Annotated in this window: 25 protein-coding genes and 4 tRNA genes; 9 read left to right on the top strand and 20 right to left on the bottom strand. The window is 70.4% G+C overall.

Translation table 11 applies throughout. The annotated features are described in order from the left end of the window. Nucleotides 1-69 precede the first annotated feature (69 nt). The 7 genes from rplJ to IO20_RS0135700 form a co-directional block, all read right to left on the bottom strand. Nucleotides 70-597, bottom strand: a complete 528-nt coding sequence (rplJ, locus tag IO20_RS0135730; RefSeq protein WP_030549849.1) for a 50S ribosomal protein L10 — start codon at nucleotides 595-597, stop codon at nucleotides 70-72. Nucleotides 598-846: 249 nt separating this feature from the next. Beyond that, a complete protein-coding gene (locus IO20_RS0135725) occupies nucleotides 847-1,764 on the bottom strand; it encodes an SCO4651 family lipoprotein (RefSeq protein ID WP_030549850.1) in 918 nt (305 codons plus the stop codon). A gap of 130 nt (nucleotides 1,765-1,894) precedes the next feature. After that, nucleotides 1,895-2,623, bottom strand: a complete 729-nt coding sequence (rplA, locus tag IO20_RS0135720; protein ID WP_030213902.1) for a 50S ribosomal protein L1 — start codon at nucleotides 2,621-2,623, stop codon at nucleotides 1,895-1,897. An 82-nt stretch (nucleotides 2,624-2,705) separates the two neighbouring features. Next, nucleotides 2,706-3,140, bottom strand: coding sequence for a 50S ribosomal protein L11 (gene rplK, locus IO20_RS0135715; RefSeq protein ID WP_030318720.1), 435 nt, complete (start codon nucleotides 3,138-3,140; stop codon nucleotides 2,706-2,708). Nucleotides 3,141-3,298: 158 nt separating this feature from the next. Beyond that, the gene (nusG, locus tag IO20_RS0135710; protein WP_030549851.1) at nucleotides 3,299-4,228 is read right to left on the bottom strand and encodes a transcription termination/antitermination protein NusG; all 930 of its coding nucleotides are present in this window, start codon (nucleotides 4,226-4,228) and stop codon (nucleotides 3,299-3,301) included. Nucleotides 4,229-4,272: 44 nt separating this feature from the next. Next, the gene (secE, locus tag IO20_RS0135705) at nucleotides 4,273-4,560 is read right to left on the bottom strand and encodes a preprotein translocase subunit SecE (RefSeq protein ID WP_030213895.1); all 288 of its coding nucleotides are present in this window, start codon (nucleotides 4,558-4,560) and stop codon (nucleotides 4,273-4,275) included. Nucleotides 4,561-4,663: 103 nt separating this feature from the next. After that, nucleotides 4,664-4,736, bottom strand: a tRNA-Trp gene (locus tag IO20_RS0135700). A gap of 217 nt (nucleotides 4,737-4,953) precedes the next feature. Here IO20_RS0135700 and IO20_RS0135695 point away from each other — a divergent pair. Beyond that, complete coding sequence (locus tag IO20_RS0135695; protein WP_030549852.1) at nucleotides 4,954-6,180, top strand: pyridoxal phosphate-dependent aminotransferase; 1,227 nt, start codon at nucleotides 4,954-4,956, stop codon at nucleotides 6,178-6,180. A gap of 132 nt (nucleotides 6,181-6,312) precedes the next feature. After that, a complete protein-coding gene (locus IO20_RS0135690; protein WP_030549853.1) occupies nucleotides 6,313-7,335 on the top strand; it encodes an adenosine deaminase in 1,023 nt (340 codons plus the stop codon). Here IO20_RS0135690 and IO20_RS0135685 read toward each other — a convergent pair. Beyond that, complete coding sequence (locus IO20_RS0135685) at nucleotides 7,328-7,924, bottom strand: TetR/AcrR family transcriptional regulator (RefSeq protein WP_030549854.1); 597 nt, start codon at nucleotides 7,922-7,924, stop codon at nucleotides 7,328-7,330. The two genes, IO20_RS0135690 and IO20_RS0135685, sit on opposite strands and share 8 nt — an antisense overlap. Nucleotides 7,925-8,011: 87 nt before the next feature. Here IO20_RS0135685 and IO20_RS0135680 point away from each other — a divergent pair, with 87 nt between their 5' ends. After that, nucleotides 8,012-8,644, top strand: coding sequence for an NAD(P)-dependent oxidoreductase (locus IO20_RS0135680; protein ID WP_030549855.1), 633 nt, complete (start codon nucleotides 8,012-8,014; stop codon nucleotides 8,642-8,644). 22 nt (nucleotides 8,645-8,666) lie between these two features. Here IO20_RS0135680 and IO20_RS0135675 read toward each other — a convergent pair whose 3' ends face one another. The 6 genes from IO20_RS0135675 to IO20_RS0135650 all read right to left on the bottom strand — a co-directional run bounded on the left by IO20_RS0135675 (nucleotide 8,667) and on the right by IO20_RS0135650 (nucleotide 11,206). Continuing rightward, nucleotides 8,667-9,731: a UDP-N-acetylmuramate dehydrogenase gene (locus IO20_RS0135675; RefSeq protein WP_078945992.1), complete on the bottom strand. Its 1,065-nt coding sequence runs from the start codon at nucleotides 9,729-9,731 to the stop codon at nucleotides 8,667-8,669. Nucleotides 9,732-9,780: 49 nt separating this feature from the next. Further along, nucleotides 9,781-10,209, bottom strand: coding sequence for a MaoC family dehydratase (locus IO20_RS0135670; RefSeq protein ID WP_030549857.1), 429 nt, complete (start codon nucleotides 10,207-10,209; stop codon nucleotides 9,781-9,783). Between the two features lie 2 nt (nucleotides 10,210-10,211). Next, nucleotides 10,212-10,664: a MaoC family dehydratase N-terminal domain-containing protein gene (locus IO20_RS0135665; protein ID WP_030213879.1), complete on the bottom strand. Its 453-nt coding sequence runs from the start codon at nucleotides 10,662-10,664 to the stop codon at nucleotides 10,212-10,214. 101 nt (nucleotides 10,665-10,765) lie between these two features. Further along, nucleotides 10,766-10,930: a 50S ribosomal protein L33 gene (gene rpmG, locus IO20_RS0135660; RefSeq protein WP_003956487.1), complete on the bottom strand. Its 165-nt coding sequence runs from the start codon at nucleotides 10,928-10,930 to the stop codon at nucleotides 10,766-10,768. An 86-nt stretch (nucleotides 10,931-11,016) separates the two neighbouring features. Then, a tRNA-Met gene (locus tag IO20_RS0135655) sits at nucleotides 11,017-11,089 on the bottom strand. Nucleotides 11,090-11,133: 44 nt separating this feature from the next. Then, a tRNA-Thr gene (locus IO20_RS0135650) sits at nucleotides 11,134-11,206 on the bottom strand. A 206-nt stretch (nucleotides 11,207-11,412) separates the two neighbouring features. Between IO20_RS0135650 and IO20_RS0135645 the strand changes: the two genes are divergently transcribed. Together IO20_RS0135645 and IO20_RS0135640 are read left to right on the top strand one after the other, a co-directional pair. Next, nucleotides 11,413-12,693, top strand: coding sequence for an amidohydrolase family protein (locus IO20_RS0135645; protein ID WP_030213876.1), 1,281 nt, complete (start codon nucleotides 11,413-11,415; stop codon nucleotides 12,691-12,693). A 2-nt stretch (nucleotides 12,694-12,695) separates the two neighbouring features. Further along, complete coding sequence (locus tag IO20_RS0135640; RefSeq protein ID WP_030213873.1) at nucleotides 12,696-13,352, top strand: NAD(P)H-binding protein; 657 nt, start codon at nucleotides 12,696-12,698, stop codon at nucleotides 13,350-13,352. 65 nt (nucleotides 13,353-13,417) lie between these two features. Here IO20_RS0135640 and IO20_RS0135635 read toward each other — a convergent pair. Next, nucleotides 13,418-13,499, bottom strand: a tRNA-Tyr gene (locus tag IO20_RS0135635). 170 nt (nucleotides 13,500-13,669) lie between these two features. Here IO20_RS0135635 and IO20_RS0135630 point away from each other — a divergent pair. The 4 genes from IO20_RS0135630 to IO20_RS0135615 all read left to right on the top strand — a co-directional run bounded on the left by IO20_RS0135630 (nucleotide 13,670) and on the right by IO20_RS0135615 (nucleotide 16,634). Further along, on the top strand, nucleotides 13,670-14,161 hold the full coding sequence (locus IO20_RS0135630) for a YajQ family cyclic di-GMP-binding protein (protein ID WP_030549858.1): 492 nt from the start codon (nucleotides 13,670-13,672) through the stop codon (nucleotides 14,159-14,161). Between the two features lie 103 nt (nucleotides 14,162-14,264). Next, entirely contained in the window at nucleotides 14,265-14,762 is a 498-nt protein-coding gene (locus tag IO20_RS0135625) for a methylated-DNA--[protein]-cysteine S-methyltransferase (protein ID WP_030549859.1), read from the top strand. Next, entirely contained in the window at nucleotides 14,759-15,388 is a 630-nt protein-coding gene (locus IO20_RS0135620; RefSeq protein ID WP_030549860.1) for an alpha-ketoglutarate-dependent dioxygenase AlkB family protein, read from the top strand. The genes IO20_RS0135625 and IO20_RS0135620 overlap by 4 nt, the downstream gene beginning before the upstream one ends. Nucleotides 15,389-15,398: 10 nt before the next feature. After that, the gene (locus tag IO20_RS0135615) at nucleotides 15,399-16,634 is read left to right on the top strand and encodes an APC family permease (protein WP_030549861.1); all 1,236 of its coding nucleotides are present in this window, start codon (nucleotides 15,399-15,401) and stop codon (nucleotides 16,632-16,634) included. Between the two features lie 23 nt (nucleotides 16,635-16,657). Here IO20_RS0135615 and IO20_RS0135610 read toward each other — a convergent pair whose 3' ends face one another. From IO20_RS0135610 to IO20_RS0135590, 5 genes are all read right to left on the bottom strand, one after another. Continuing rightward, nucleotides 16,658-17,059, bottom strand: coding sequence for a YccF domain-containing protein (locus tag IO20_RS0135610; RefSeq protein ID WP_030549862.1), 402 nt, complete (start codon nucleotides 17,057-17,059; stop codon nucleotides 16,658-16,660). Then, complete coding sequence (htpX, locus tag IO20_RS0135605) at nucleotides 17,056-17,919, bottom strand: zinc metalloprotease HtpX (protein WP_030549863.1); 864 nt, start codon at nucleotides 17,917-17,919, stop codon at nucleotides 17,056-17,058. Before htpX ends, IO20_RS0135610 begins: the two co-directional genes overlap by 4 nt. 155 nt (nucleotides 17,920-18,074) lie before the next feature. Further along, entirely contained in the window at nucleotides 18,075-18,524 is a 450-nt protein-coding gene (locus IO20_RS0135600; protein WP_030549864.1) for a large conductance mechanosensitive channel protein MscL, read from the bottom strand. Between the two features lie 34 nt (nucleotides 18,525-18,558). Beyond that, complete coding sequence (locus IO20_RS0135595; RefSeq protein ID WP_030549865.1) at nucleotides 18,559-20,070, bottom strand: NADH-quinone oxidoreductase subunit N; 1,512 nt, start codon at nucleotides 20,068-20,070, stop codon at nucleotides 18,559-18,561. After that, the gene (locus IO20_RS0135590; protein WP_030549866.1) at nucleotides 20,067-21,620 is read right to left on the bottom strand and encodes a complex I subunit 4 family protein; all 1,554 of its coding nucleotides are present in this window, start codon (nucleotides 21,618-21,620) and stop codon (nucleotides 20,067-20,069) included. Before IO20_RS0135590 ends, IO20_RS0135595 begins: the two co-directional genes overlap by 4 nt. Between the last annotated feature and the right edge of the window lie 10 nt (nucleotides 21,621-21,630).

The raw sequence follows: 21,630 nt of genomic DNA, 5'->3' as shown, positions 1-21,630 counted from the left end.
TGTAGAGGCGGGCGTAACGGCCCGCTGTGACCCACGCACTAGGCGGCGTGGATCAGTGCGCGAGCCGAATTACTCGGCACCGCCCTCGGCGAGCTTGACGCGAAGCGCCTCCGCGGTGCGGACGAACTTCGACGGCAGCGCCTGGAAGAGCGAGGCAGCCTGCGACTGCTTGCCCTTGAACGCGCCGGCCAGCTTGCTGAGCAGAACCTCGCGGGACTCGAGGTCCGCGAGCTTCTTGATCTCATCGGCGGTCAGCGCCTTACCATCAAGGACACCGCCCTTGATGATGAGGTTCGGGTTCTCCTTGGCGAAGTCACGAAGACCCTTCGCCGACTCCACCGGGTCACCGGTGATGAAGGCAGCGCCCGTCGGACCGGTGAACTGGTCGTCGAGCGAGGTGATCCCGGCGTTGTTGGCCGCAATCTTGGTCAGCGTGTTCTTCACCACGGCGTACTGGGCGTTCTCACCGAGCGAGCGACGCAGCGTCTTGAGCTGCGCGACGGTGAGACCCCGGTACTCGGTCAGCACAACGGCGTTCGAGCTGCGGAACTGGTCCTCAAGCTCGGCTACCGCAGCAGCCTTGTCGGGCCTTGCCATAGAGCGTCGGCCTCCTTCCGGGTGATGAGGACCGCTCAGAAGGGGCTGACAAAACAAAACGCCCCGGGCGCAGGCGCTCGGGGCTCAGCTCTACCGCATCACGAAGATCCGGGAACTCATCCACAATCACCTGCGCGGGCCGTTCGCGTCTCAGCGAATCCTTCGGCCACCGCACCTTGACGGCACAGTGACAACCAGCGGTCTTTGGCTTCTGTGGAAGAGTACGCGACCGGGTCGGCTTCGGGCAAATCAGGCCTGGCCGGCGCCCTTCAGCATCTCGAAGAGGTCCAGGGTGTCCTTGGCCGGCGGGGCCTGGACGGCGGCCTGGGTGCCGTAGTCGCTGTAGTCGGCCCGGATCTGCATCGACCCCTGGGCCATGGTCATGCCGACGTCCATGCGCGCCGGGTAGCCGTCCTCGTTGACCCAGACCTCGGTGTCGTACCCCTTGAGGCCGGCCTTCTTCATGCTGGCGACGAGGGCGTCGTGGTCCTTCTTGGAGAGCGTCTTGGAGGCCTTGTTGGCCTCCAGCATCTGCTCGAAGGTCAGCGTGCCCTTGTAGTGCTGCGTCTGCATGCCCTTGATCTTCTCGGCGCCGACGTGCTTGAGGTTCGGGGAGTCGAGGAGCAGGGCGAGCTGCTGGGCCGGGTCCTGGTTCATGTTGTCCAGGCCGCCGGTCATCTGCTTCTGGAGCGACTTGTCGCCGGACATGTCGGCGGCGGCCTTCAGGTCCATCTTCATCCAGCGCTTGCCGTCCATCTCGGCGGCCTGCTTGGCACCCATGTCCATGTACATGACGTTGTCGAGCATGACCATGCGCATCTGCTCGGGGCCGCCGGTGCCGCCCGCGCTCAGCATGGAGCCCTTCATGGTGATGTCCATCACCGCGGGGTCCCAGCCCTGGACGCCGGTCATCTCGACGGTGCCGGAGTCCGCTCCGGTACCGGTCATGCTCATCGTCATCTTGACCTTGGCGGCCTTCGCCGCCGAGGTCTTCTCGTAAGCCGCCTGGATGACCTTCGTGATGTCGCCCAGGCTCTGCGTCTTCGGCGCATCGGACGCCGGTGCGCCGGACGCCTTGCCCGTGCCGTCCTGACAGCCTGCGACGCCCACGGCGAGGGCCACCACCGTGACGGCGATACCCGCGCGCTTCCCTGCGGACTTGCTCATGAGAGTTCCCCACCCCTTGATCAAGGTCTTTGCGGTCCTGTGAACCGTAACAAAGAGCCGGCCCCCGCCTCTCCGGAGAGAGGCGGGGGCCGGCTGAGCACTTCAGCGAACCCCGTGGGGTTCGGCCCGGCTAGACAGAAGCCGGGTCCTCCTCGACGAGGAGGTTGCGGGTGCGGTTGGAGTCCAGCGGGATGCCGGGGCCCATCGTCGTCGTCAGGGTCGCCTTCTTGATGTAGCGGCCCTTGGCGGCGGACGGCTTCAGACGGAGGATCTCGTCCAGAGCCGCGGCGTAGTTCTCCACCAGCTTGGTCTCGTCGAAGGAGACCTTGCCGATGATGAAGTGCAGGTTCGAGTGCTTGTCGACGCGGAACTCGATCTTGCCGCCCTTGATGTCGTTGACAGCCTTCGCGACATCGGGGGTGACGGTGCCGACCTTGGGGTTCGGCATGAGACCACGCGGACCGAGGACGCGGCCGAGGCGGCCGACCTTGCCCATGAGGTCCGGGGTGGCCACCACGGCGTCGAACTCGTTCAGGCGGTTGCCCTTGGAGATCTCGTCGATGAGCTCGTCCGAGCCGACGATGTCGGCGCCGGCGGCGATCGCGGCCTCGGCACGGTCACCGGTCGCGAAGACCAGGACCCGGGCGGTCTTACCGGTGCCGTGCGGAAGGTTCACGGTGCCACGGACCATCTGGTCGGCCTTGCGCGGGTCGACACCCAGGCGGAAGGCGACCTCGACGGTGCCGTCGAACTTCGTGGTGGCGGTGTCCTTGGCGAGACGGACGGCCTCGAGGGGGGCGTAGTTCCGCTCCCGGTCGATCTTGGCGTCCGCGCCGCGGAGAGCCTTGCTGCGCTTCACTTCTTCTCCTGGTGGTTCAGGTGTGGAGTCGTGGTGCGGGCCGGCGCTGGCCCTACCACTGAAAAGGTCGAACGGGGGCTGCTCAGCCCTCGACCGTGATGCCCATCGAACGGGCGGTGCCAGCGATGATCTTGGACGCGGCGTCCAGGTCGTTGGCGTTCAGGTCGGGGAGCTTGACCGTGGCGATCTCGCGGACCTGGGCGGCCGTGAGCTTGGCGACCTTGGTCTTGTGCGGCTCGCCGGAGCCCTTGTCCACACCCGCGGCCTTGAGGATCAGCTTGGCGGCCGGCGGAGTCTTGGTGATGAAGGTGAAGGAACGGTCCTCGTAGACCGTGATCTCCACCGGCACGACCATGCCACGCTGCGACTCGGTCGCGGCGTTGTAGGCCTTGCAGAACTCCATGATGTTGACGCCGTGCTGACCGAGCGCGGGGCCGACCGGCGGGGCCGGGTTCGCCGCACCGGCGTTGATCTGGAGCTTGATAAGCCCCGTGACCTTCTTCTTCTTGGGAGGCATTGCTCTCTCCGGGTCCTAGTGAGAGTGTTCAGCCCGCCATCCGGTCATCCGGATGGAGGCATACCGCACAACGATAACGGGTATACACGCGCGGCTAAAAACCGAGCAGGTCAGAGCGGCTGTGACAGCCACTCTGACCTGGTCGGAAGAGGGTGGGATCAGTTCTTCTGGATCTGATCGAAGCTGAGCTCGACCGGGGTCTCGCGACCGAAGATCTCGACGAGGCCCTTGACCTTCTTCGAGTCCGGGTTGATCTCGTTGATCGTCGCCTGGAGGGTCGCGAAGGGACCGTCCGTGACCGTCACCGAGTCGCCGACCTCGAAGTCCAGGACCTGGACCTCCAGCTTGCGGGCCGGAGCCGGCTTGCCCTCGGCCTCGGCGGCCTCGCGGGCGGCCTTCTCCTCGGCCTCCGGGGCGAGCATCTTGACGATCTCGTCCAGGGTCAGCGGGTACGGGTCGTAGGCGTTGCCCACGAAGCCGGTGACGCCGGGGGTGTTGCGGACGACGCCCCAGGACTCGTTCGTCAGGTCCATGCGGACGAGAACGTAGCCGGGAAGCTTGTTCTGCTTGACGTTCTTCCGCTCGCCGCCCTTGATCTGGACGATCTCTTCCTCGGGGACCTCGGCCTGGTAGATGAAGTCCTCGACGTTGAGCGAGACGGCGCGCTGCTCCAGGTTGGCCTTCACGCGCTTCTCGTAGCCCGCGTAGGTGTGGATGACGTACCACTCGCCGGGCAGGAGGCGCAGCTCCTCGCGGAGCGCGGCGACCGGGTCGACCGGGGCGGCCGGCTCGGCCTCCTCCTCGGTCTCTTCCTCGGCGTCCTCGTCCTCGACGGACTCGTCGTCGCCCTCGGCGTCCTCGACGTCGTCGGCGGCCTCGTCGTCGTCGCCCTCGGCGGCCTCGACGGTCTCCGACTCGTCCTCGTCGTCGTCCTCATCGGACTCGACGTGGAGAGCGGCTTCCTCGGCGGCCTCGCCGGCAACGTCGTCAGCAGCGTCGGCCTGGTCCTCGTCGGCGGCCTCGACGATGTCCAGCTCGTCCTCGACGGACTCGGACTCGAAGGCGTCGTTCAGGTTCGCGTCAGACACGGTGGCTGCTTCTTCCTGCGATACAGATGGGGTGGAACAAAAAGTCAGCCGAAGACGTACTTGACTGCTTCCTGGAAGCCATAGTCAATCACGGTGACAAGGCCGATCATGATGACGACGAAGATGATCACCACAGTGGTGTACGTCGACAGCTGGCTGCGCGTGGGCCAGACGACCTTGCGGAGCTCCGCGACGATCTGACGGTAGAAGAGCGCGAGACGGCCCAGAGGGCCCTTCTTTCCGCGCTTGCCGCCCTTGCGAGCCTTCTTCTTCGACTCTGCGGCATCGTCATCGGCATCAGGCATGTCGATGGAGCCTACGGCGTCCGTCACGATCTCTCACCTGATTCCGGGTCGGCCGTGCCGCGCCCGGGTGGAGCCGCACGGCGGTGCAATGAAGTACGTACATGCGCACAACACCTGGCGGTGTGTGTAGCAGGGCCGGAGGGACTTGAACCCCCAACCGCCGGTTTTGGAGACCGGTGCTCTACCAATTGAGCTACGACCCTTTGTTGGTGTCCCCAACCTACCGCATCGTGAGATGTGGTCGGTGCGGGCCAACGAGCAGTGAGCATACGTGGTCAGGGGCCCCTACGTCGAACAGAAACGGCGACGGAACCGTGACCGTCCCGCCGCCGGACGCGCGTACGACCAGGAATGACCGTTCCTGTCCGGTCCGTGAAACCTGTGTGCCGGGCCTTGAAGCGGTCTGGGACGATGGGCCGCATGAGCGCTGCTACCCCTCCCACCGAGCGTCGGGTCTCCGCCCGCATCGGTGCGATCTCCGAGTCCGCCACCCTCGCCGTCGACGCCAAGGCCAAGGCTCTCAAGGCCGCCGGGCGCCCGGTGATCGGTTTCGGCGCGGGTGAGCCCGACTTCCCTACGCCGGACTACATCGTCGAAGCGGCCGTCGAGGCCTGCAAGAACCCGAAGTTCCACCGCTACACGCCCGCCGGCGGTCTGCCGGAGCTGAAGGCCGCCATCGCCGCCAAGACGCTCCGTGACTCCGGTTACGAGGTCGACGCCTCGCAGATCCTGGTGACCAACGGCGGCAAGCAGGCGATCTACGAGGCCTTCGCCACGATCCTCGACCCGGGCGACGAGGTCATCGTCCCGGCTCCCTACTGGACGACGTACCCCGAGTCGATCCGCCTCGCGGGCGGTGTCCCGGTGGAGGTCGTGGCCGACGAGACCACCGGCTACCGGGTCTCGGTGGAGCAGCTGGAGGCGGCCCGCACGGAGAAGACCAAGGTCGTCCTCTTCGTCTCCCCGTCGAACCCGACCGGCGCCGTCTACAGCGAGGCCGAGACCGAGGCGATCGGCCGCTGGGCCGTCGAGCACGGCCTGTGGGTCCTCACGGACGAGATCTACGAGCACCTGGTCTACGGCGGCGCCTCCGCGGTGTCCCTGCCGGCGGTCATGCCGGAGCTGCGCGACAAGTGCATCGTCGTCAACGGCGTCGCCAAGACGTACGCGATGACCGGCTGGCGGGTGGGCTGGATCATCGGCCCGAAGGACGTGGTGAAGGCCGCGACCAACCTGCAGTCGCACGCCACGTCCAACGTGAGCAACGTGGCGCAGGTGGCCGCGCTCGCCGCCGTCTCGGGCAACCTGGACGCGGTCGCGGTGATGGGGCGCGCCTTCGACCGGCGCCGCCAGACGATCGTGCGGATGCTCAACGAGATCGAGGGCGTGTTCTGCCCGACCCCGGAGGGCGCCTTCTACGTGTACCCGTCGGTGAAGGCGCTGCTCGGCAAGGAGATCCGCGGCAAGCGCCCGCAGACCTCGGTCGAGCTGGCCGCGCTGATCCTCGACGAGGCCGAGGTGGCGGTCGTCCCGGGCGAGGCCTTCGGCACGCCGGGCTACCTGCGCCTCTCGTACGCGCTGGGCGACGAGGACCTGGTGGAGGGCGTGTCCCGGATCCAGAAGCTGCTCGCCGAGGCGACCGTCTGACCACACCTGAATGTCGAGGTGTGGTCCGGGCCCCCGGTTCTTCGGAACCGGGGGCCCGTTTTTGCGTTCTAGCGGGGTCCCGATCGGGGAAAGGGGGTGTCCTGGTCCATTCGGGTGCGGCAGGATCGGCCAATGGAGCACGATTCCCGCGACATCACCCTGCTGCCCAAGGCCCATCTGCACCTGCACTTCACCGGTTCGATGCGGCCCACGACGCTCATCGAGCTGGCCGACAAGTACGGCGTGCATCTTCCCGAGGCGCTGAGCAGCGGTACGCCTCCCAAGCTGCGGGCGACCGACGAGCGCGGCTGGTTCCGCTTCCAGCGGCTCTACGACATCGCCCGGTCCTGCCTGCGCTCGCCGGAGGACATCCAGCGGCTCGTGCGCGAGGCGGCCGAGGAGGACGTCAGGGACGGCTCGGGGTGGCTGGAGATCCAGGTCGACCCCACCTCGTACGCGCCGCATCTCGGCGGGCTCATCCCGGCCCTTGAGGTCATCCTCGACGCGGTCGACGCGGCCTCGCGGGAGACCGGTCTCGGGATGCGGGTGCTCGTCGCGGCGAACCGTATGAAGCACCCCCTCGACGCCCGTACGCTCGCCCGGCTCGCGGTGCGGTTCGCGGACCGGGGCGTGGTGGGCTTCGGGCTCTCCAACGACGAGCGCCGCGGCCTGGCGCGGGACTTCGACCGGGCCTTCGCCATCGCGCGGGAAGGCGGCCTCCTGGCGGCCCCGCACGGCGGCGAGCTGACGGGCCCCTCGTCCGTACGGGACTGCCTGGACGACCTGCGGGCCACGCGCGTCGGGCACGGGGTGCGGGCGGCGGAGGACCCCCGGCTGCTGCGGAAGCTCGCGGAGCGGGGGGTGACCTGCGAGGTGTGCCCGGCGTCCAACGTGGCGCTCGGGGTGTACGAGCGGCACGAGGACGTACCGCTGCGGACCCTCTTCGAGGCGGGGGTGCCGATGGCGCTAGGCGCGGACGACCCGCTGCTGTTCGGTTCGCGGCTCGCGGCGCAGTACGAGATCGCCCGCCGGCACCACGGTTTCACGGACGCGGAGCTGGCGGAACTGGCCCGGCAGTCGGTGCGGGGCTCGGCGGCCCCGGAGGGCGTCCGGGCGAAGCTGCTGGCGGGGATCGACGACTGGATCGCTAGCTGAGCCCTCGCAGCAGGGTGCGGGCGACGGCGCTCGCGAAGTCGTCGAGCGAGTCCGGCGGTCTGCGGTCCGGGGTGGCCTCCCAGGCGAAGGCGCGCTGGGCGCAGGCGCCGAGGAGCAGGGAGGCGGCGGCCATCGGATCGGCGTCGGCGGCGACGCGGCCGTGCCGCTGTTCGGCGCGCAGATAGGCGGCGAGGCCTTCGATGGGCTTGTGGGGGCCGCTGCCGTAGGTGCGCATGGCCTCGTCGTGGCGCTGCTTGAGCTGCGGTTCCGCGTAGAGGGAGGCGAGGACGGCGAAGGTCTGCTCGTAGAAGCGGGCCGCCTGGCGGGCGACCTCGGTGAGGTTCTCCTCGACGGTGCGGCCGCCGGGGTCGGCGGCCAGGGTGCCGAGGAGTCCGCCGAGCTGGGGCAGCCGCTCGCTGAGGACGGTGAGGAAGAGCTCCTCCTTGCTGGTGAAGTACTTGTAGAGGGCCGCCTCGGAGCAGCCGGCGGCCTTGGCGATCTCCTTGGTCGTGGTGCGGGCGAGCCCCGCCGTCCGCATCAGGTCGCGGGCCGCGTCGACGATCCGTACCCGGGTCGGCCTCTGTTCCATGCATCCTCCAGCCACGCTTGACGTGTGAGTGAGTATCCACTCACCCTGGGGGTGAGTGAACACTTACCCACCCCGGGAGGGTGCGACATGAAGCTCACAGTCTTCGGTGCGACCGGCGGCATCGGCCAGGAGATCGTCCACCAGGCCCTGGCGTCGGGCCACCAGGTGACGGCGGTGGTCCGCGACCCGGCACGACTCACGGCGCGCGGCGAGCGCCTCACCGTCCTGCGGACCGACCTGTCGGACCCGGAGGCCCTGCGCGGCGCGGTCAGGGGCCGGGACGCGGTGCTCTCGGGCCTCGGCGCCCGGAGCCGGGCGGACGCGGGCGTGGCCGCCCGGCTGACCCGTTCGGTGCTGACGGCCATGGAAGCCGAGAAGGTACGCCGGCTCCTGGTGGTCAGCGCCGCCCCGCTCGGCCCGGTCCCGGCCGGCCAGGCCGTCCTCGACAAGGCCGTGCTCGCGATCGTCAACGCGGCCCTGAAGGACGTCTACGCCGATCTGCGGGTCATGGAGTCCGACCTCGCCACCAGCACGGCCGACTGGACCTCCGTACGCCCGCCCAAGCTGACGGACAAGCCTGCCACCGGCCGCTACCGCACGGTCATCGGCGGCACCCCGCCGCGGGGCCGCTCCCTCGGCCGCGCGGACGTGGCCCACGCGATGCTGGCGATGATCGACGACCCGGCCACGGTCAAGCAGGGCGTGGGCGTGGCGTACTAGGGGCGGCTTCGGGGCGGCGGCCCTAGAGCTCGACGCCCACGGTCACCGGCTCGTTGACCAGGGTGATCCCGAAGGCGTCCCGGACCCCGGCGACGACCTCACGGGCGAGGGCGAGCAGGTCCTCGGTGGTCGCCCCGCCGCGGTTGGTGAGGGCGAGCGTGTGCTTGGTGGAGATCCTGGCGGGGCCGGATCCGTACCCCTTGGTGAAGCCGGCCCTGTCGATCAGCCAGGCGGCGGACGTCTTCACCGCGCCGGCCTCCCCCGCGGGGAAGGCCGGCGGGGTGACGTCCGCGCCGAGCCGCTCGGCCGCGCGCGCGAGGAACGCCTCGTACTCCCCCGCCGTGAGGATCGGGTTGGTGAAGAAGGAACCGGCGGACCAGGTGTCGTGGTCCTCGGGGTCCAGGACCATGCCCTTGCCGGCGCGCAGCCTCAGGACGGTCTCGCGGGCCGTCGCGAGCGGCACCCGGTCCCCCGCCTCGACGCCGAGGGCGCGGGCGGTCTCCGGGTACTTGATCGGCGCGGACAGACCGTCCGCGTCCTCCAGCTCGAAGCGGACCCGCAGCACGACGTACCGCTCGGGCTGGTCCTTGAAGAGGCTGTGCCGGTACGAGAAGGCGCACTCGGCGTTGGTGAGGGTGACCGTCTCCTCGGCTCGCCGGTCGTAGGCGACGACCTCGGTCACGGTGGCGGAGACGTCCTGCCCGTAGGCGCCGACGTTCTGGATCGGGGTCGCGCCGGCCGAGCCGGGGATGCCGGCCAGGCACTCGATGCCGGCGAGCCCGGCCTCGACGGTGCGGGCGACGGCGTCCGTCCAGACCTCGCCCGCGGCGAGTTCCAGCCGGGTCCCGTCGAGGGTGAAGCCGGTGGTGGCGATGCGCAGCGCGGTGCCGTCGAAGCCCTTGTCCCCGATGACCAGGTTGGAGCCGCCGCCGATGACGAGGAGCGGCGTCCCCGTGGCGTCGGCCTCGCGTACCGCCGCGACGACCTCGTCGTCGGTGGTGGCGGTCACGAGCCGGGTGGCGGGACCGCCGAGCCGGAAGGTGGTGAGGGGCGCGAGGAGGGCGTCGTGGAGTGGCTGCACGGGCACAAGGGTACGGGCCCGCCGCTTCCGCGACGGGCCCGTGACGCTCGTACCGTCAGGCGAGCTCGACCACGGCGCGCGACATGCCGAGCACCTTCTGCCCGGCGCTCATCGCGGTGATGTCCACCCGCACCCGCCGGTCGTCCAGCTTCGCGGCGACCTTGGCGCTGACCTCCACGGCCGCGCCCTTGTCGTCGTTGGGGACGACGACGGGCTTGGTGAAGCGGACGCCGTACTCGACGACGGCGGCGGGGTCGCCGGTCCAGTCGGTCACGACGCGGATCGCCTCGGCCATGGTGAACATGCCGTGGGCGATGACGTCGGGGAGGCCGACCTCCACCGCGAACTTCTCGTTCCAGTGGATGGGGTTGAAGTCCCCTGAGGCGCCGGCGTACTGGACGAGCGTGGCGCGGGTCACGGGGAAGGTCTGCGCCGGCAGTTCGGTGCCGACCTCGACCTCGTCGTAGCTGATCTTCGCGGCCATGGTCAGGCCCCCTCGGGTGCGCGGGAGACGAGCTTGGTCCAGGCGGTGACGACGTGCTCGCCGGAGGCGTCGTGGACCTCGCCGCGGATGTCGACGATGTCGTTGCCGGCGAGGGACTTGACCGCCTCGATGGTGGAGGTGACCGAGAGCCGGTCCCCGGCGCGTACGGGCCGGGTGTAGGCGAACTTCTGGTCGCCGTGGACGACGCGGCTGTAGTCGAGCCCGAGCTGCGGGTCCTCGATGACCGCGCCGGCCGCCTTGAACGTGATGGCGAACACAAAGGTGGGCGGGGCGATCACGTCCGGGTGCCCGAGCGCCTTGGCCGCCTCGGTGTCGGTGTACGCGGGATTGGCGTCCCCGATCGCCTCGGCGAACTCGCGGATCTTCTCCCGGCCGACCTCGTAGGCCGGGGTGGGCGGATAGGTCCGGCCCACGAAGGACTGGTCGAGCGCCATGGACTCGATACCTCCTGGATTGGTTGCCTGGTGCCTTTGTCGTCGCCGACAAACGACACGAGGCCGCCCCCTGGTGGGGACGGCCTCGTGTACGAGCCTGATTAACGCGTCTCGCGGTGCGCGGTGTGCGAGTTGCAGCGAGGGCAGTGCTTCTTCATCTCAAGACGGTCCGGGTTGTTACGCCGGTTCTTCTTGGTGATGTAGTTCCGCTCCTTGCACTCCACGCAGGCCAGCGTGATCTTCGGGCGGACGTCGGTGGCAGCCACGTGAGTGCTCCTTGGACGGATGGGACGGATGAACGCATAAAAGAGTAGCCGATCGAAGGACCGACCCCACAATCGGCTACCGTGTGTAGCGGTGACCGGACTTGAACCGGTGACACAGCGATTATGAGCCGCTTGCTCTACCGACTGAGCTACACCGCTTTGATGATCCGGATCCCACCCGAGGGTGGGTTCCTTCTCACCAGAGCCCCAATACGGAATCGAACCGTAGACCTTCTCCTTACCATGGAGACGCTCTACCGACTGAGCTATTGGGGCGAGCGAGGAAGACATTACACGGTCTCCCGCCCATCACCCAAATCCGTTTCCGTGGCCCCCCGCGCGTGCCCTCACCAGGCGTCACGTACGCCACTCGTGGACTCATCGGTACGACTATTGCGCTCCTCCTCGAAGCTCGGTGCGGGCGCCCCTAGGCTCGGCCCCACGCTGCGTGATCTTGATCTTGAGGAGCCTTGAGGAGCCCGATGTCAGCCGACAGCAAGCAGCCCCAGCCGCCCGAGGACGGGGCCGCCACCACCGCCGACTCGGCCTCGCTCCTGCTCTCCCACGCACGGCTCACCGACGGGCGGACCGTCGACGTACGGCTCGTCGGTGGCCGGATCGAGGCCGTCGGCACCGCCGGCAGCCTCACCGCCGTGGGCTCGCGCGTGGACCTCACCGGCTATCTGCTGCTGCCCGCCGCCGCCGAACCCCACGCCCACGCCGACACCGCGCTCTCCGCCGACTCCCCCGGGCCCGTCTCGTACGCCCCCGAGGACGTCCAGCGCCGGGCCACCGAGGCCGCGCTGCTCCAGCTCGGCCACGGCGCGACCGCGCTCCGCGCCCACGTGCGGATCGGCGACGTCCAGGGACTCGGGCCGCTCGAAGCGGTGCTCCAGGCCCGGCGCTCGCTGCGCGGCCTCGCCGACCTCACCACCGTGGCCGTACCCCGGCTGCTCACCGGGGTCGCGGGAGCCGACGGCCTCGCGATGCTGCGGGACGCCGTGAAGATGGGCGCCGGGGTGGTCGGCGGCTGCCCGGACCTCGACCCGGACCCGGCCGGTTACGTGGAGGCGGTCCTCGAGGTCGCGGCCGAACACGGCGTCCCGGTCGACCTGCACACCGACGGGGACGACCCGGCCCGGCTCGCCCGGCTCGCGGCGATGGCCGGCGGACTGCGGCCCGGGGTGGCGATCGGCCCGTGCGCGGGTCTCGGCCGGCTTCCCGCCGACGCGGCCCGGCGGGCCGCGGACCAGCTGGCGGCGGCAGGCGTGACCGTGGTGTGCCTGCCCCAGGGCGGCTGCGGGGGCACGGAGCGCCGGGGCGCGGCGCCGGTGCGACTGCTCCGGGCGGCCGGGGTGCGGGTCGCGGCGGGCAGCGGGGCGCTGCGGGACGTGTCCAACCCGGTGGGGCGCGGCGATCCGCTGGAGGCGGCGTACCTGCTCGCCTCGCTCGGCGGCCTCCCGCCCGAGGAGGCGTACGCCGCGGTGAGCGCGGAGGCGCGGGCCGCGATGGGGCTGCCGGAGGTGCGGGTGGAGGCCGGGTTCCCCGCGGAGCTGCTCGCGGTCCGCGGGGAGCGCCTGTCGGGCGTGCTGTCCCTCGCGTACAGCCGGATCGTGGTGCACCGGGGGCGGGTGGTGGCCAGGACCAGCGCGGTGCGGGAGTACTGCGACTCGGCGGCGGCGCTCGACCTGCCTCGCCAGGCGCGCCCGGAGCGGCCGCCCGAGCCGGGAAGCCCGCCGGCCGGTCCCGTCGTACGGTCGTGAGTATGCGCATCGTCATCGCTGGGGGACACGGACAGATCGCCCTTCGCCTGGAGAGGCTCCTCTCGGCGGGCGGGCATGAGGTCGCGGGGATCATCCGCAGACCGGAACAGGCCGACGACCTGCGGCACGCGGGCGCGGAGCCCGTCGTCCTCGACCTGGAGACGGCGTCGGTGGAGATGGTCGCCGCCGTCCTCCAGGGCGCCGACGCGGCCGTCTTCGCGGCGGGAGCGGGGCCGGGCAGCGGCGCGGAACGGAAGGACGCGGTGGACCGGGCGGCGGCGGTGCTCTTCGCGGACGCGGCGGAACGCGCGCGCGTGCGGCGGTACGTGGTGGTGTCCTCGATGGGCGCGGACGCCTCGCACCAGGGCGGCGACGTCTTCGACGCCTATCTCCGCGCCAAGGGCGCCGCCGACGACGACGTCCGCTCCCGTACGGCCCTGGACTGGACGATCCTGCGGCCCGGCATCCTGACGGACGACGCGGGCAAGGGCCTGGTCCGTCTCGAGGCCCATACGGGCCGGGGCCCGATCTCCCGCGACGACGTGGCGGCGACCCTGGTGGAACTCCTCGACACCCCGGCGACCGCCGGCCTCACCCTGGAACTGATCGCGGGCTCGACCCCACTGTCGGTAGCGGTGAAGGACGTGGCCGGAAACTGACCGGTCCGCAGGCAGCCGAAAACGAGTGAAGGTCCCCGGTGCAAGCACCGGGGACCTTCTTCACGTGGCGACGCCAGGATTCGAACCTGGGTAGGCTAAGCCGACGGATTTACAGTCCGCTCCCATTGGCCACTCGGGCACATCGCCATGAGATCGCTGCCGTGGAGCCGCTTTTCGGCGGTGTTCCGTGGCAACGACGTAAACAATACCTGATCCCCCGGGGTGCTTCGCCACCGGATTGATCAGCGGTTCGGGCCGTGGCGCACCCCCTAGGCTTTGGGCTGTACCCCAAGCATCCGAGCAAGGAGCCACGAGTCATGGCCGACTCCAGTTTCGACATCGTGTCCAAGGTCGAGCGGCAGGAGGTCGACAACGCCCTCAACCAGGCCGTGAAGGAGATCTCCCAGCGTTACGACTTCAAGGGAACCAACGCCTCGATCGCCTGGTCGGGCGAGAAGATCCTGATGCAGGCGAACGGCGAGGAGCGCGTCATGGCGATCCTCGACATCTTCCAGACCAAGCTGATCAAGCGCGGGATCTCGCTGAAGTCGCTGGACGTCGAGGGTGAGCCGCAGCTGTCCGGCAAGGAGTACAAGCTCTTCGCGTCGGTCACCGAGGGCATCTCGCAGGAGAACGCCAAGAAGGTCGCGAAGGCCATCCGGGACGAGGGTCCCAAGGGCGTCAAGGCCCAGGTGCAGGGCGACGAGCTGCGGGTCAGCTCGAAGAGCCGGGACGACCTGCAGGCCGTTCAGACGCTGCTCAAGGGCAAGGACTTCGACTTCGCGATCCAGTTCGTGAACTACCGCTGATCCGTCCGCCCGGTCGAGGGCCGTGTCCGAATACCGCCAGCCCGAGGTTCGGCGGGCCCCGCACACTGGGTCGTGGAAGACCGTGCGGGGAGAGGACCCAGTCATGACCGTGTACGCGTACGTCGACGGCCCCCTGGGCGAGATGCTGCTGGTCGGGCAGCTCGCCGGAGGGGGCCGTGTCGCGTTGCGCTCGCTGTCCCTGCCGGGGCAGAAGGGCGCCGTCGGGGTCGAGGACGGGTGGACGCTCGCGCCCGAGGCGTTCGCGGAGGTCGCCGGGCAGCTCGGTGAGTACTTCGCCGGGCGCAGGGACGGGTTCGACCTGCCGCTCGCGACGGACGCCGGGACCGACTTCCAGCGGCGCGTCTGGCAGGCCCTCGAGGAGATCCCGTACGGCACGACCGTCTCGTACGGGGAGATCGCCCGGCGGGTCGGTTCCGCCGGCGCCGGCGTACGGGCCGTGGGGACCGCGATCGGGCGCAATCCGCTGCTCGTGGTGCGGCCCTGCCACCGGGTGATCGGGGCCGACGGGAGTCTGCGGGGATACGCCGCCGGGCTGGAGCGCAAGGAGCGGCTCCTGGGCCTGGAGGGGGCCCTGGTGTGACCGAAGGGCTCTTCCCCCGCGAGCGGGCCGTCGTCGCCCCAGGGGCCGTGCACGTGCCCGGGTGGCTGCCGTTCGCGCGGCAGCGGGAGTTGGTGGACGCCTGCAGGGAGTGGGGGCGCGGGCCCGTGCCGTACCGGCGGACGGTGCTGCCCGGCGGGGGTGTCATGTCGGTGCGAACGCTGTGTCTGGGCCGGCAGTGGGTGCCGTACCGCTATCTCGACGTGGTCGGGGTCCCGCTGCCCGGGTGGCTGGGCGCGCTGGGCCGGGAGGCGCTCGTCGAGGCGTACGGGGACCACGGCGGTTTCGCGCCCGACACCGCCCTCGTGAACTTCTACGAGCCGGGGGCGCGGATGGGCATGCACCAGGACCGGGAGGAGCGGTCGGGGGCGCCGGTGGTGTCGCTGAGCCTCGGGGACCGGTGCGTGTTCCGGTTCGGGAACGAGGAGGGCCGCGGACGGCCGTACCAGGACGTCGAGCTGGCCTCCGGGGACCTGTTCGTGTTCGGCGGGCCTTCGCGGTGGGTTCACCACGGTGTTCCCAAGGTGTACCCGGGGACGGCGGAGCCGGCGCTCGGCCTGAGGGGGCGGCTCAACATCACGCTCAGGGAGACCGGTCTCAGCCTCTAATGTGCGGGGCATGACATCGGAACTGCGCCGCACGCTCGGCGTCTTCGACGCGGTCGTGATCGGGCTCGGGGCCATGGTCGGTGCCGGGATCTTCGTCGCGCTCGGACCCGCCGCGGAGGCGGCCGGATCCGGGACCGGGCTGCTCGTGGCGCTCGGGATCGCCGCGGTCGTCGCGTACTGCAACGCCATGGCGTCGGCCCGGCTCGCGGCGCGCTACCCCAGTTCGGGCGGCACCTATGTGTACGGTCGCGAATGCCTCGGGTCGTTCTGGGGCTACCTGGCCGGCTGGGCCTTCGTGGTCGGCAAGACGGCCTCCTGCGCGGCGATGGCCCTGACCGTCGGGGCGTACGTGTGGCCGGGGCAGGCGCACGCGGTGGCGGTGGCCGCCGTGGTGGCCCTGACGGCCGTCAACTACGGGGGAGTTCAGAAGTCGGCGCTGCTCACCCGGGTGATCGTCGCGCTCGTCCTCGCCGTCCTCGCGGCCGTCGTCGTGGTGTCCTTCGGAGTCGGCGAGACGTCGCCGCTGGCCCCCGGCGGGGAGCTCACGGCGGGCGGGGCGCTGCAGGCCGCGGGTTTGCTCTTCTTCGCATTCGCGGGGTACGCGCGGATCGCCACGCTCGGCGAGGAGGTCCGTGACCCGGCCCGGACGATCCCCCGCGCGGTGCCGATCGCGCTCGGGATCGCTCTCGCCGTCTACGCGCTCGTCGCGGTGAGCGTGCTCACCGTCCTCGGCCCGGCGGCCCTCGCCGACTCCCCCGCCCCGCTGACCGACGCGGCCCGTGCGGCGGGCGCCGGCTGGCTGGTGCCGGTGGTCGTGGTCGGGGCGGCGGTCGCCGCGCTCGGCTCGCTGCTGTCGCTGATCCTCGGGGTGTCCCGTACGACCCTGGCGATGGCGCGCGACGGCCACCTGCCGACCGCGCTCGTGGCCGTCCACCCGCGGTTCCAGGTGCCGCACCGGGCGGAGCTCGCGGTGGGTGCGGTGGTGGCCGTGGTGGCGGCCACGGCGGACGTGCGCGACGCGATCGGCTTCTCGTCCTTCGGGGTGCTCGTCTACTACGGGATCGCGAACGCCTCGGCGTGGACCCTGGGGCCGGCCCGGCGCCCGCTCGCCGCGCTGGGGCTCGCCGGGTGCGGCGCGCTCGCGTTCGCGCTGCCGCTCGGCTCCGTGCTGGCCGGTTCGGGCGTCGTCGCCGCCGGTGTGGTGGCGTGGGCCATCGGCCGCGGCCGGGACCGGACCGCGCCTTAGGGCCTGTCCGCCCAAGACACCCCCTAGCGGCCCGCCGCGTACCCGTACGCCTGGTCCGTGGGGACGATCTCCTTGCCGAGCGGGAGCAGCGACACCGGGATCAGCTTGAAGTTCGCGATGCCGAGCGGGATGCCGATGATCGTGACGCAGAGGACGATGCCGGTGGCGATGTGGCCGAGGGCGAGCCACCAGCCCGCGAGGATCAGCCACAGCACGTTGCCGATGACGGAGGGGGCGCCCGCGTCCCTGCGGTCGACGACCGTGTGCCCGAAGGGCCACAGGGCGTAGATCCCGATGCGGAACGCGGCGAGGCCGAAGGGGATGCCGATGATCGTGATGCAGAGCAGGACGCCCGCGAGCATGTAGCCCAGGAACATCCAGAATCCGCACAGGATCAGCCATATGACGTTGAGGATCGTCTTCACGGGCGGTGACCTGCCATCTTCTCGAGCCGGGCGATCCGCTCGGCCATCGGTGGATGGGTGGAGAACATCTTGGACATGCCCCGGCCGGGGCCGAACGGGTTCGCGATCATCATGTGGCTGGCCGTCTCGATCCGGGGCTCCGCGGGCAGCGGCAGCTGCTTGGTCCCCGCCTCCAGCTTCCGCAGGGCGCCGGCCAGGGCGAGCGGGTCGCCGGTGAGCTGGGCGCCGGATGCGTCGGCCTCGTACTCGCGGGAGCGGGAGATGGCGAGCTGGATGATCGAGGCGGCGATCGGGCCGAGGATGAGGATCAGCAGGTAGCCGAGGATGCCCGGCCCGTCGTCGTCGTTCGAGCGGCCGACCGGAATCAGCCAGGCGAAGTTGACCAGGAACATGATCACTGAGGCGAGCGCTCCGGCGACCGAGGAGATGAGGATGTCCCGGTTGTAGACGTGGCTGAGCTCGTGGCCGAGGACCCCGCGCAGCTCGCGCTCGTCGAGGATCGCGAGGATGCCCTCGGTGCAGCAGACGGCGGCGTTGCGCGGGTTGCGGCCGGTGGCGAAGGCGTTGGGCGCCTGAGTCGGCGAGATGTAGAGCCGGGGCATGGGCTGGCGCGCCTGGGTGGAGAGCTCCCGCACCATCCGGTAGAGCGCGGGCGCCTCGAACTCGCTGACGGGACGGGCCCGCATGGCCCGGAGCGCCAGCTTGTCGCTGTTCCAGTACGCGTAGGCGTTGGTGCCGAGCGCCACGACCAGCGCGACGATCAGTCCCGTACGCCCGAAGAAGCTGCCGATGACGATGATGAGGGCCGAGAGCCCTCCGAGGAGTACGGCGGTCCTCAGCCCGTTGTGCCGGCGGTGCACGGTACGCCCTCCAAGTGGTGCGGCAGGGGAACCCTTCGCTTCGTGGTCATCCACTTCGTCCACTCGTCCAGTGGACCCTTCCGTACTGGTCAACGCCAGGCGGGAGGTTCGGGTTCCCCCGGCCGCACCGGGGGCACTGTGGGCCGTTCGGGTGATCAGCGGGCCGCCGGGATCTTCCCCAGGGTGGCTGCGGTGGGCTCGACCTCGCTGGTGCAGTGGGCGCAGCGGGTGGCGACGGCCGGGATCTCGGTGAAGCAGCGGGGGCAGTCGCGCTTCTCCGACTTGGGGTCGGCGGCCTCCGCCTTGGCGAACCTGTCCTGGACCTTCGCGAGCGGGGCGACGATCAGGAAGTACAGGACCCCGGCGGTGATGACGAAGGCTATGGCTGCGGAGATGGCGAGGCCGTAGGGGAAGACGGTCTTGCCGACGCTGAACTTCGCCGCGTTGAAGTCACCGACGGAGCCGGTGGCAAGACCGATGAGCGGGGTGATGAAGGCCTTGCTGAAGCCGGTGACGACAGCCGTGAACGCCGTTCCGACGGCCAGTCCGACGGCCATCGAGATGACGTTCCCGCGGAGTATGAAGTCCTTGAATCCGTTCAGCACGGGGTGTTGCTCCTCGGTGTTTCTCTGTGGGGGGTCAGAAAAGGCTGTCCGTGGCGAAGCGGAGGGCGAACTGCGGGTAGCCCGAAAGCACGGCTCCTGCGGCTGCGGTCAGCACGATCGCCAGGGTGATCGGCACGGGGGTCCGGTGGCGGACCTTCCCGGCCGCCCCTTCCGGCGTCCGGAACAGCAGAGCCGTCCAGCGCAGGTAGTAGTACAGCGCGATCACGACATTGACGGCCATGATCACGGCCAGCCAGCCGAGGCCCGCGTCGACGGCCGACGAGAAGACGGTCACCTTGGCGAAGAGGCCGATGATACCCGGGGGCAAACCGGCCAGATTCAGGAGGAAGAAGGCGAGCGCGAGGGCGGCGGCGGGGCTCGCCGCGTACAGGCCGCGGTAGTCCTCGATCCGGTTCCGGGGGTGGCTGCGTGCGACGAGCGCGACGACCGCGAACGCGCCGAGGTTCACGACGGCGTACATCAGGGCGTACGCGACGGTGGCGCCGATCTGGTCGTCGCTGGAGTACGCGGCGGCGGCGATCGGCACCAGGAGGTAGCCGGCCTGGGCGACGGAGGACCAGGCCAGCAGCCGGACCGCGCTCCACGCGCGCGTGGAGAGCTGGCGGAGGGCGGCGACGTTGCCCGCGGTCATCGTGAGCGCGGCGAGGACGGCGAGCGCCGGGCCCCACACGTCGGCGTACGAGGGGAAGGCGACGACCGTCACCAGGATGAGTCCGGTGAAGCCGACGGCCTTGCCGACCACGGAGAGGTAGGCGGCGACGGGCAGCGGGGCGCCGACGTACGTGTCGGGCACCCAGAAGTGGAAGGGGACGGCGGCCGTCTTGAAGGCGAAGCCGACGAGGGTGAGGGCCACGCCCGCCTCGGCGAGCGTCTGGAGCTGCCCGGGGACGTCGTCGAGGCGCTGGGCGATCTCCGTGAGGTGGAGGGTGCCGGTCGCCGCGTACACGAAGCTGACGCCGAGCAGGGTGACGGCGGTCGCCGTCACCGAGGAGAGGAAGAACTTGAGCGCCGCCTCGCCGGACATGCGGTCGCCGCGCTTGAGGCCGACGAGGGCGAAGGCGGGCAGCGAGGCCACTTCGAGGGCGACGACGAGGGTCGCGAGGTCGCGGGAGGCGGGCAGCAGGGCGGCGCCGGCCGCCGAGGAGAGCAGCAGGAACCAGAACTCGCCGGCGGGAAGCTTCTCGCGGGTCTCGGTGAGCGAGAGCAGGGCCGTCAGGAGCGCGCCGCCGAGGACGAGCAGCTGGATGACGAGGGTGAAGTGGTCGGCGGTGTAGCTGCACGCCGTGACCTGGGTGTCGGCGGTCAGGCAGAAGGTGGAGCGGTTGCCGTCCCGCAGCGGCACGAGCAGGACGAGGGCCGCGGCGAGGCCGCCGACCGCGGTCCAGCCGAGGAGCTGCTTGCGCCCCTCGGGGACGAAGAGGTCGGCGACGAGCACGACGAGGGCGACCACGGCCGTGAGGGTGGGGGGCGCGATCGTGAGCCAGTCGACGGACTGGACGAGCGACTCGCTGGCCACTGGGGTCATCGGGTGCCTCCGGCGAGGAGCTGCTGGACGGCCGGGTCGGTGAGGCCGAGGAGGACCGCGGGCCAGAGTCCGGCGAGGACGGTGAGGGCGACGAGCGGGGTCCAGGCGGCGAACTCGTACCCCTGGACGTCGGCGATCGGCGTCTCCCCGACGGGCCTGGGGCCGCCCATGCAGACGCGGCGGACGACGAGGAGCAGGTAGGCCGCGGTGAGGAGGGTGCCGAAGGCGCCGATCGCCGTGAAGGTGAGGAAGGCGGGGCGGCTGAGGCCCTCGGCGGGCTCGAAGGCGCCGAACAGGGCCAGCATCTCGCCCCAGAAGCCGGCCAGGCCCGGCAGGCCGAGGGAGGCGACGGCGGCGAAGGCCAGGAGGGCGCCGAGGCGCGGGGCGCGGCCGTAGAGGGCGGCGCCGGTGGCGCCCGCGAGGGTGTCGAGGTCGGCGGTGCCGTACCGGTCCTTGATCGCGCCGACCAGGAAGAAGAGCAGGCCGGTGACGAGGCCGTGGGCGACGTTGGCGAACAGGGCGCCGTTGACTCCGGTGGGGGTCATCGTGGCGATGCCGAGGAGGACGAAGCCCATGTGGCCGACGGAGGAGTAGGCGATGAGGCGCTTGAGGTCACCCTTGTTGCCGGGCCTGGCGAGGGCCAGGCAGGCCAGCGATCCGTAGATGATCCCGGCGACGGCGAAGGCGGCGAGGTACGGGGCGAAGACCCGCATCCCGTCGGGTGTGATCGGGAGCAGGATCCGGACGAACCCGTACGTGCCCATCTTGAGCAGGACGCCGGCGAGGAGGACCGAGCCGACGGTCGGGGCGGCGGTGTGGGCGTCCGGGAGCCAGCTGTGCAGCGGCCACATCGGGGTCTTCACCGCGAGCCCGATGCCGATCGCGAGAACGGCGATGACCTGCACGGACGTGGTCAGCCCACGGCCGTTGTCAGTGGCCAGTGCCACCATGTCGAACGTGCCCGCCTTCACGCCGATGAGGAGCAGGCCGAGCAGCATGACGACGGAGCCGAGCAGCGTGTAGAGGATGAACTTCCAGGCGGCGGCCTGCCTGCCCTCGCCGCCCCAGCGGGCGATGAGGAAGTACATCGGGATGAGGACCATCTCGAAGGCCAGGAAGAACAGGACGAGGTCGAGGACGGCGAAGGTGGCGAGGGTGCCGGACTCCAGGACCAGGAGAAGCGCGACGAAGCCCTTGGGGGAAGGGCCCGCAGGCATCTTGAAGTAGCTGTACAGCGCGCAGAGGAAGGTCAGCAGCGCGGTCAGGACCAGGAGGGGGAGGGAAATGCCGTCGACACCGAGGTGGATGCGCACGTCGAGCGCGTGGATCCAGCTGATGTCCGTCGTGGCCTGCATCCGCGACGGCTGGTCGTGGTCGAAGCCGAGCGCCAGGACGATCGCGGCGAGCAGGATGACGCCGGTGACGGTGACGCCGTGGCGGAGCACGGCCTGGTCCGGTGACTTCCCCCTCAGCCCGGGCGGGGCCGGGAGGAGAGCGGCGGCGGCCCCGAGGAGCGGGCCGACGACGATCAATGCCAGAAGGAACTGCATCACGGATTCG

It is taken from the genome of Streptomyces exfoliatus, assembly GCF_000725545.1.
GTDB lineage: Bacteria > Actinomycetota > Actinomycetes > Streptomycetales > Streptomycetaceae > Streptomyces > Streptomyces exfoliatus.
Note: the sequence above shows the minus strand (reverse complement) of the source record. Positions and strands in the feature narration are given on the sequence as shown.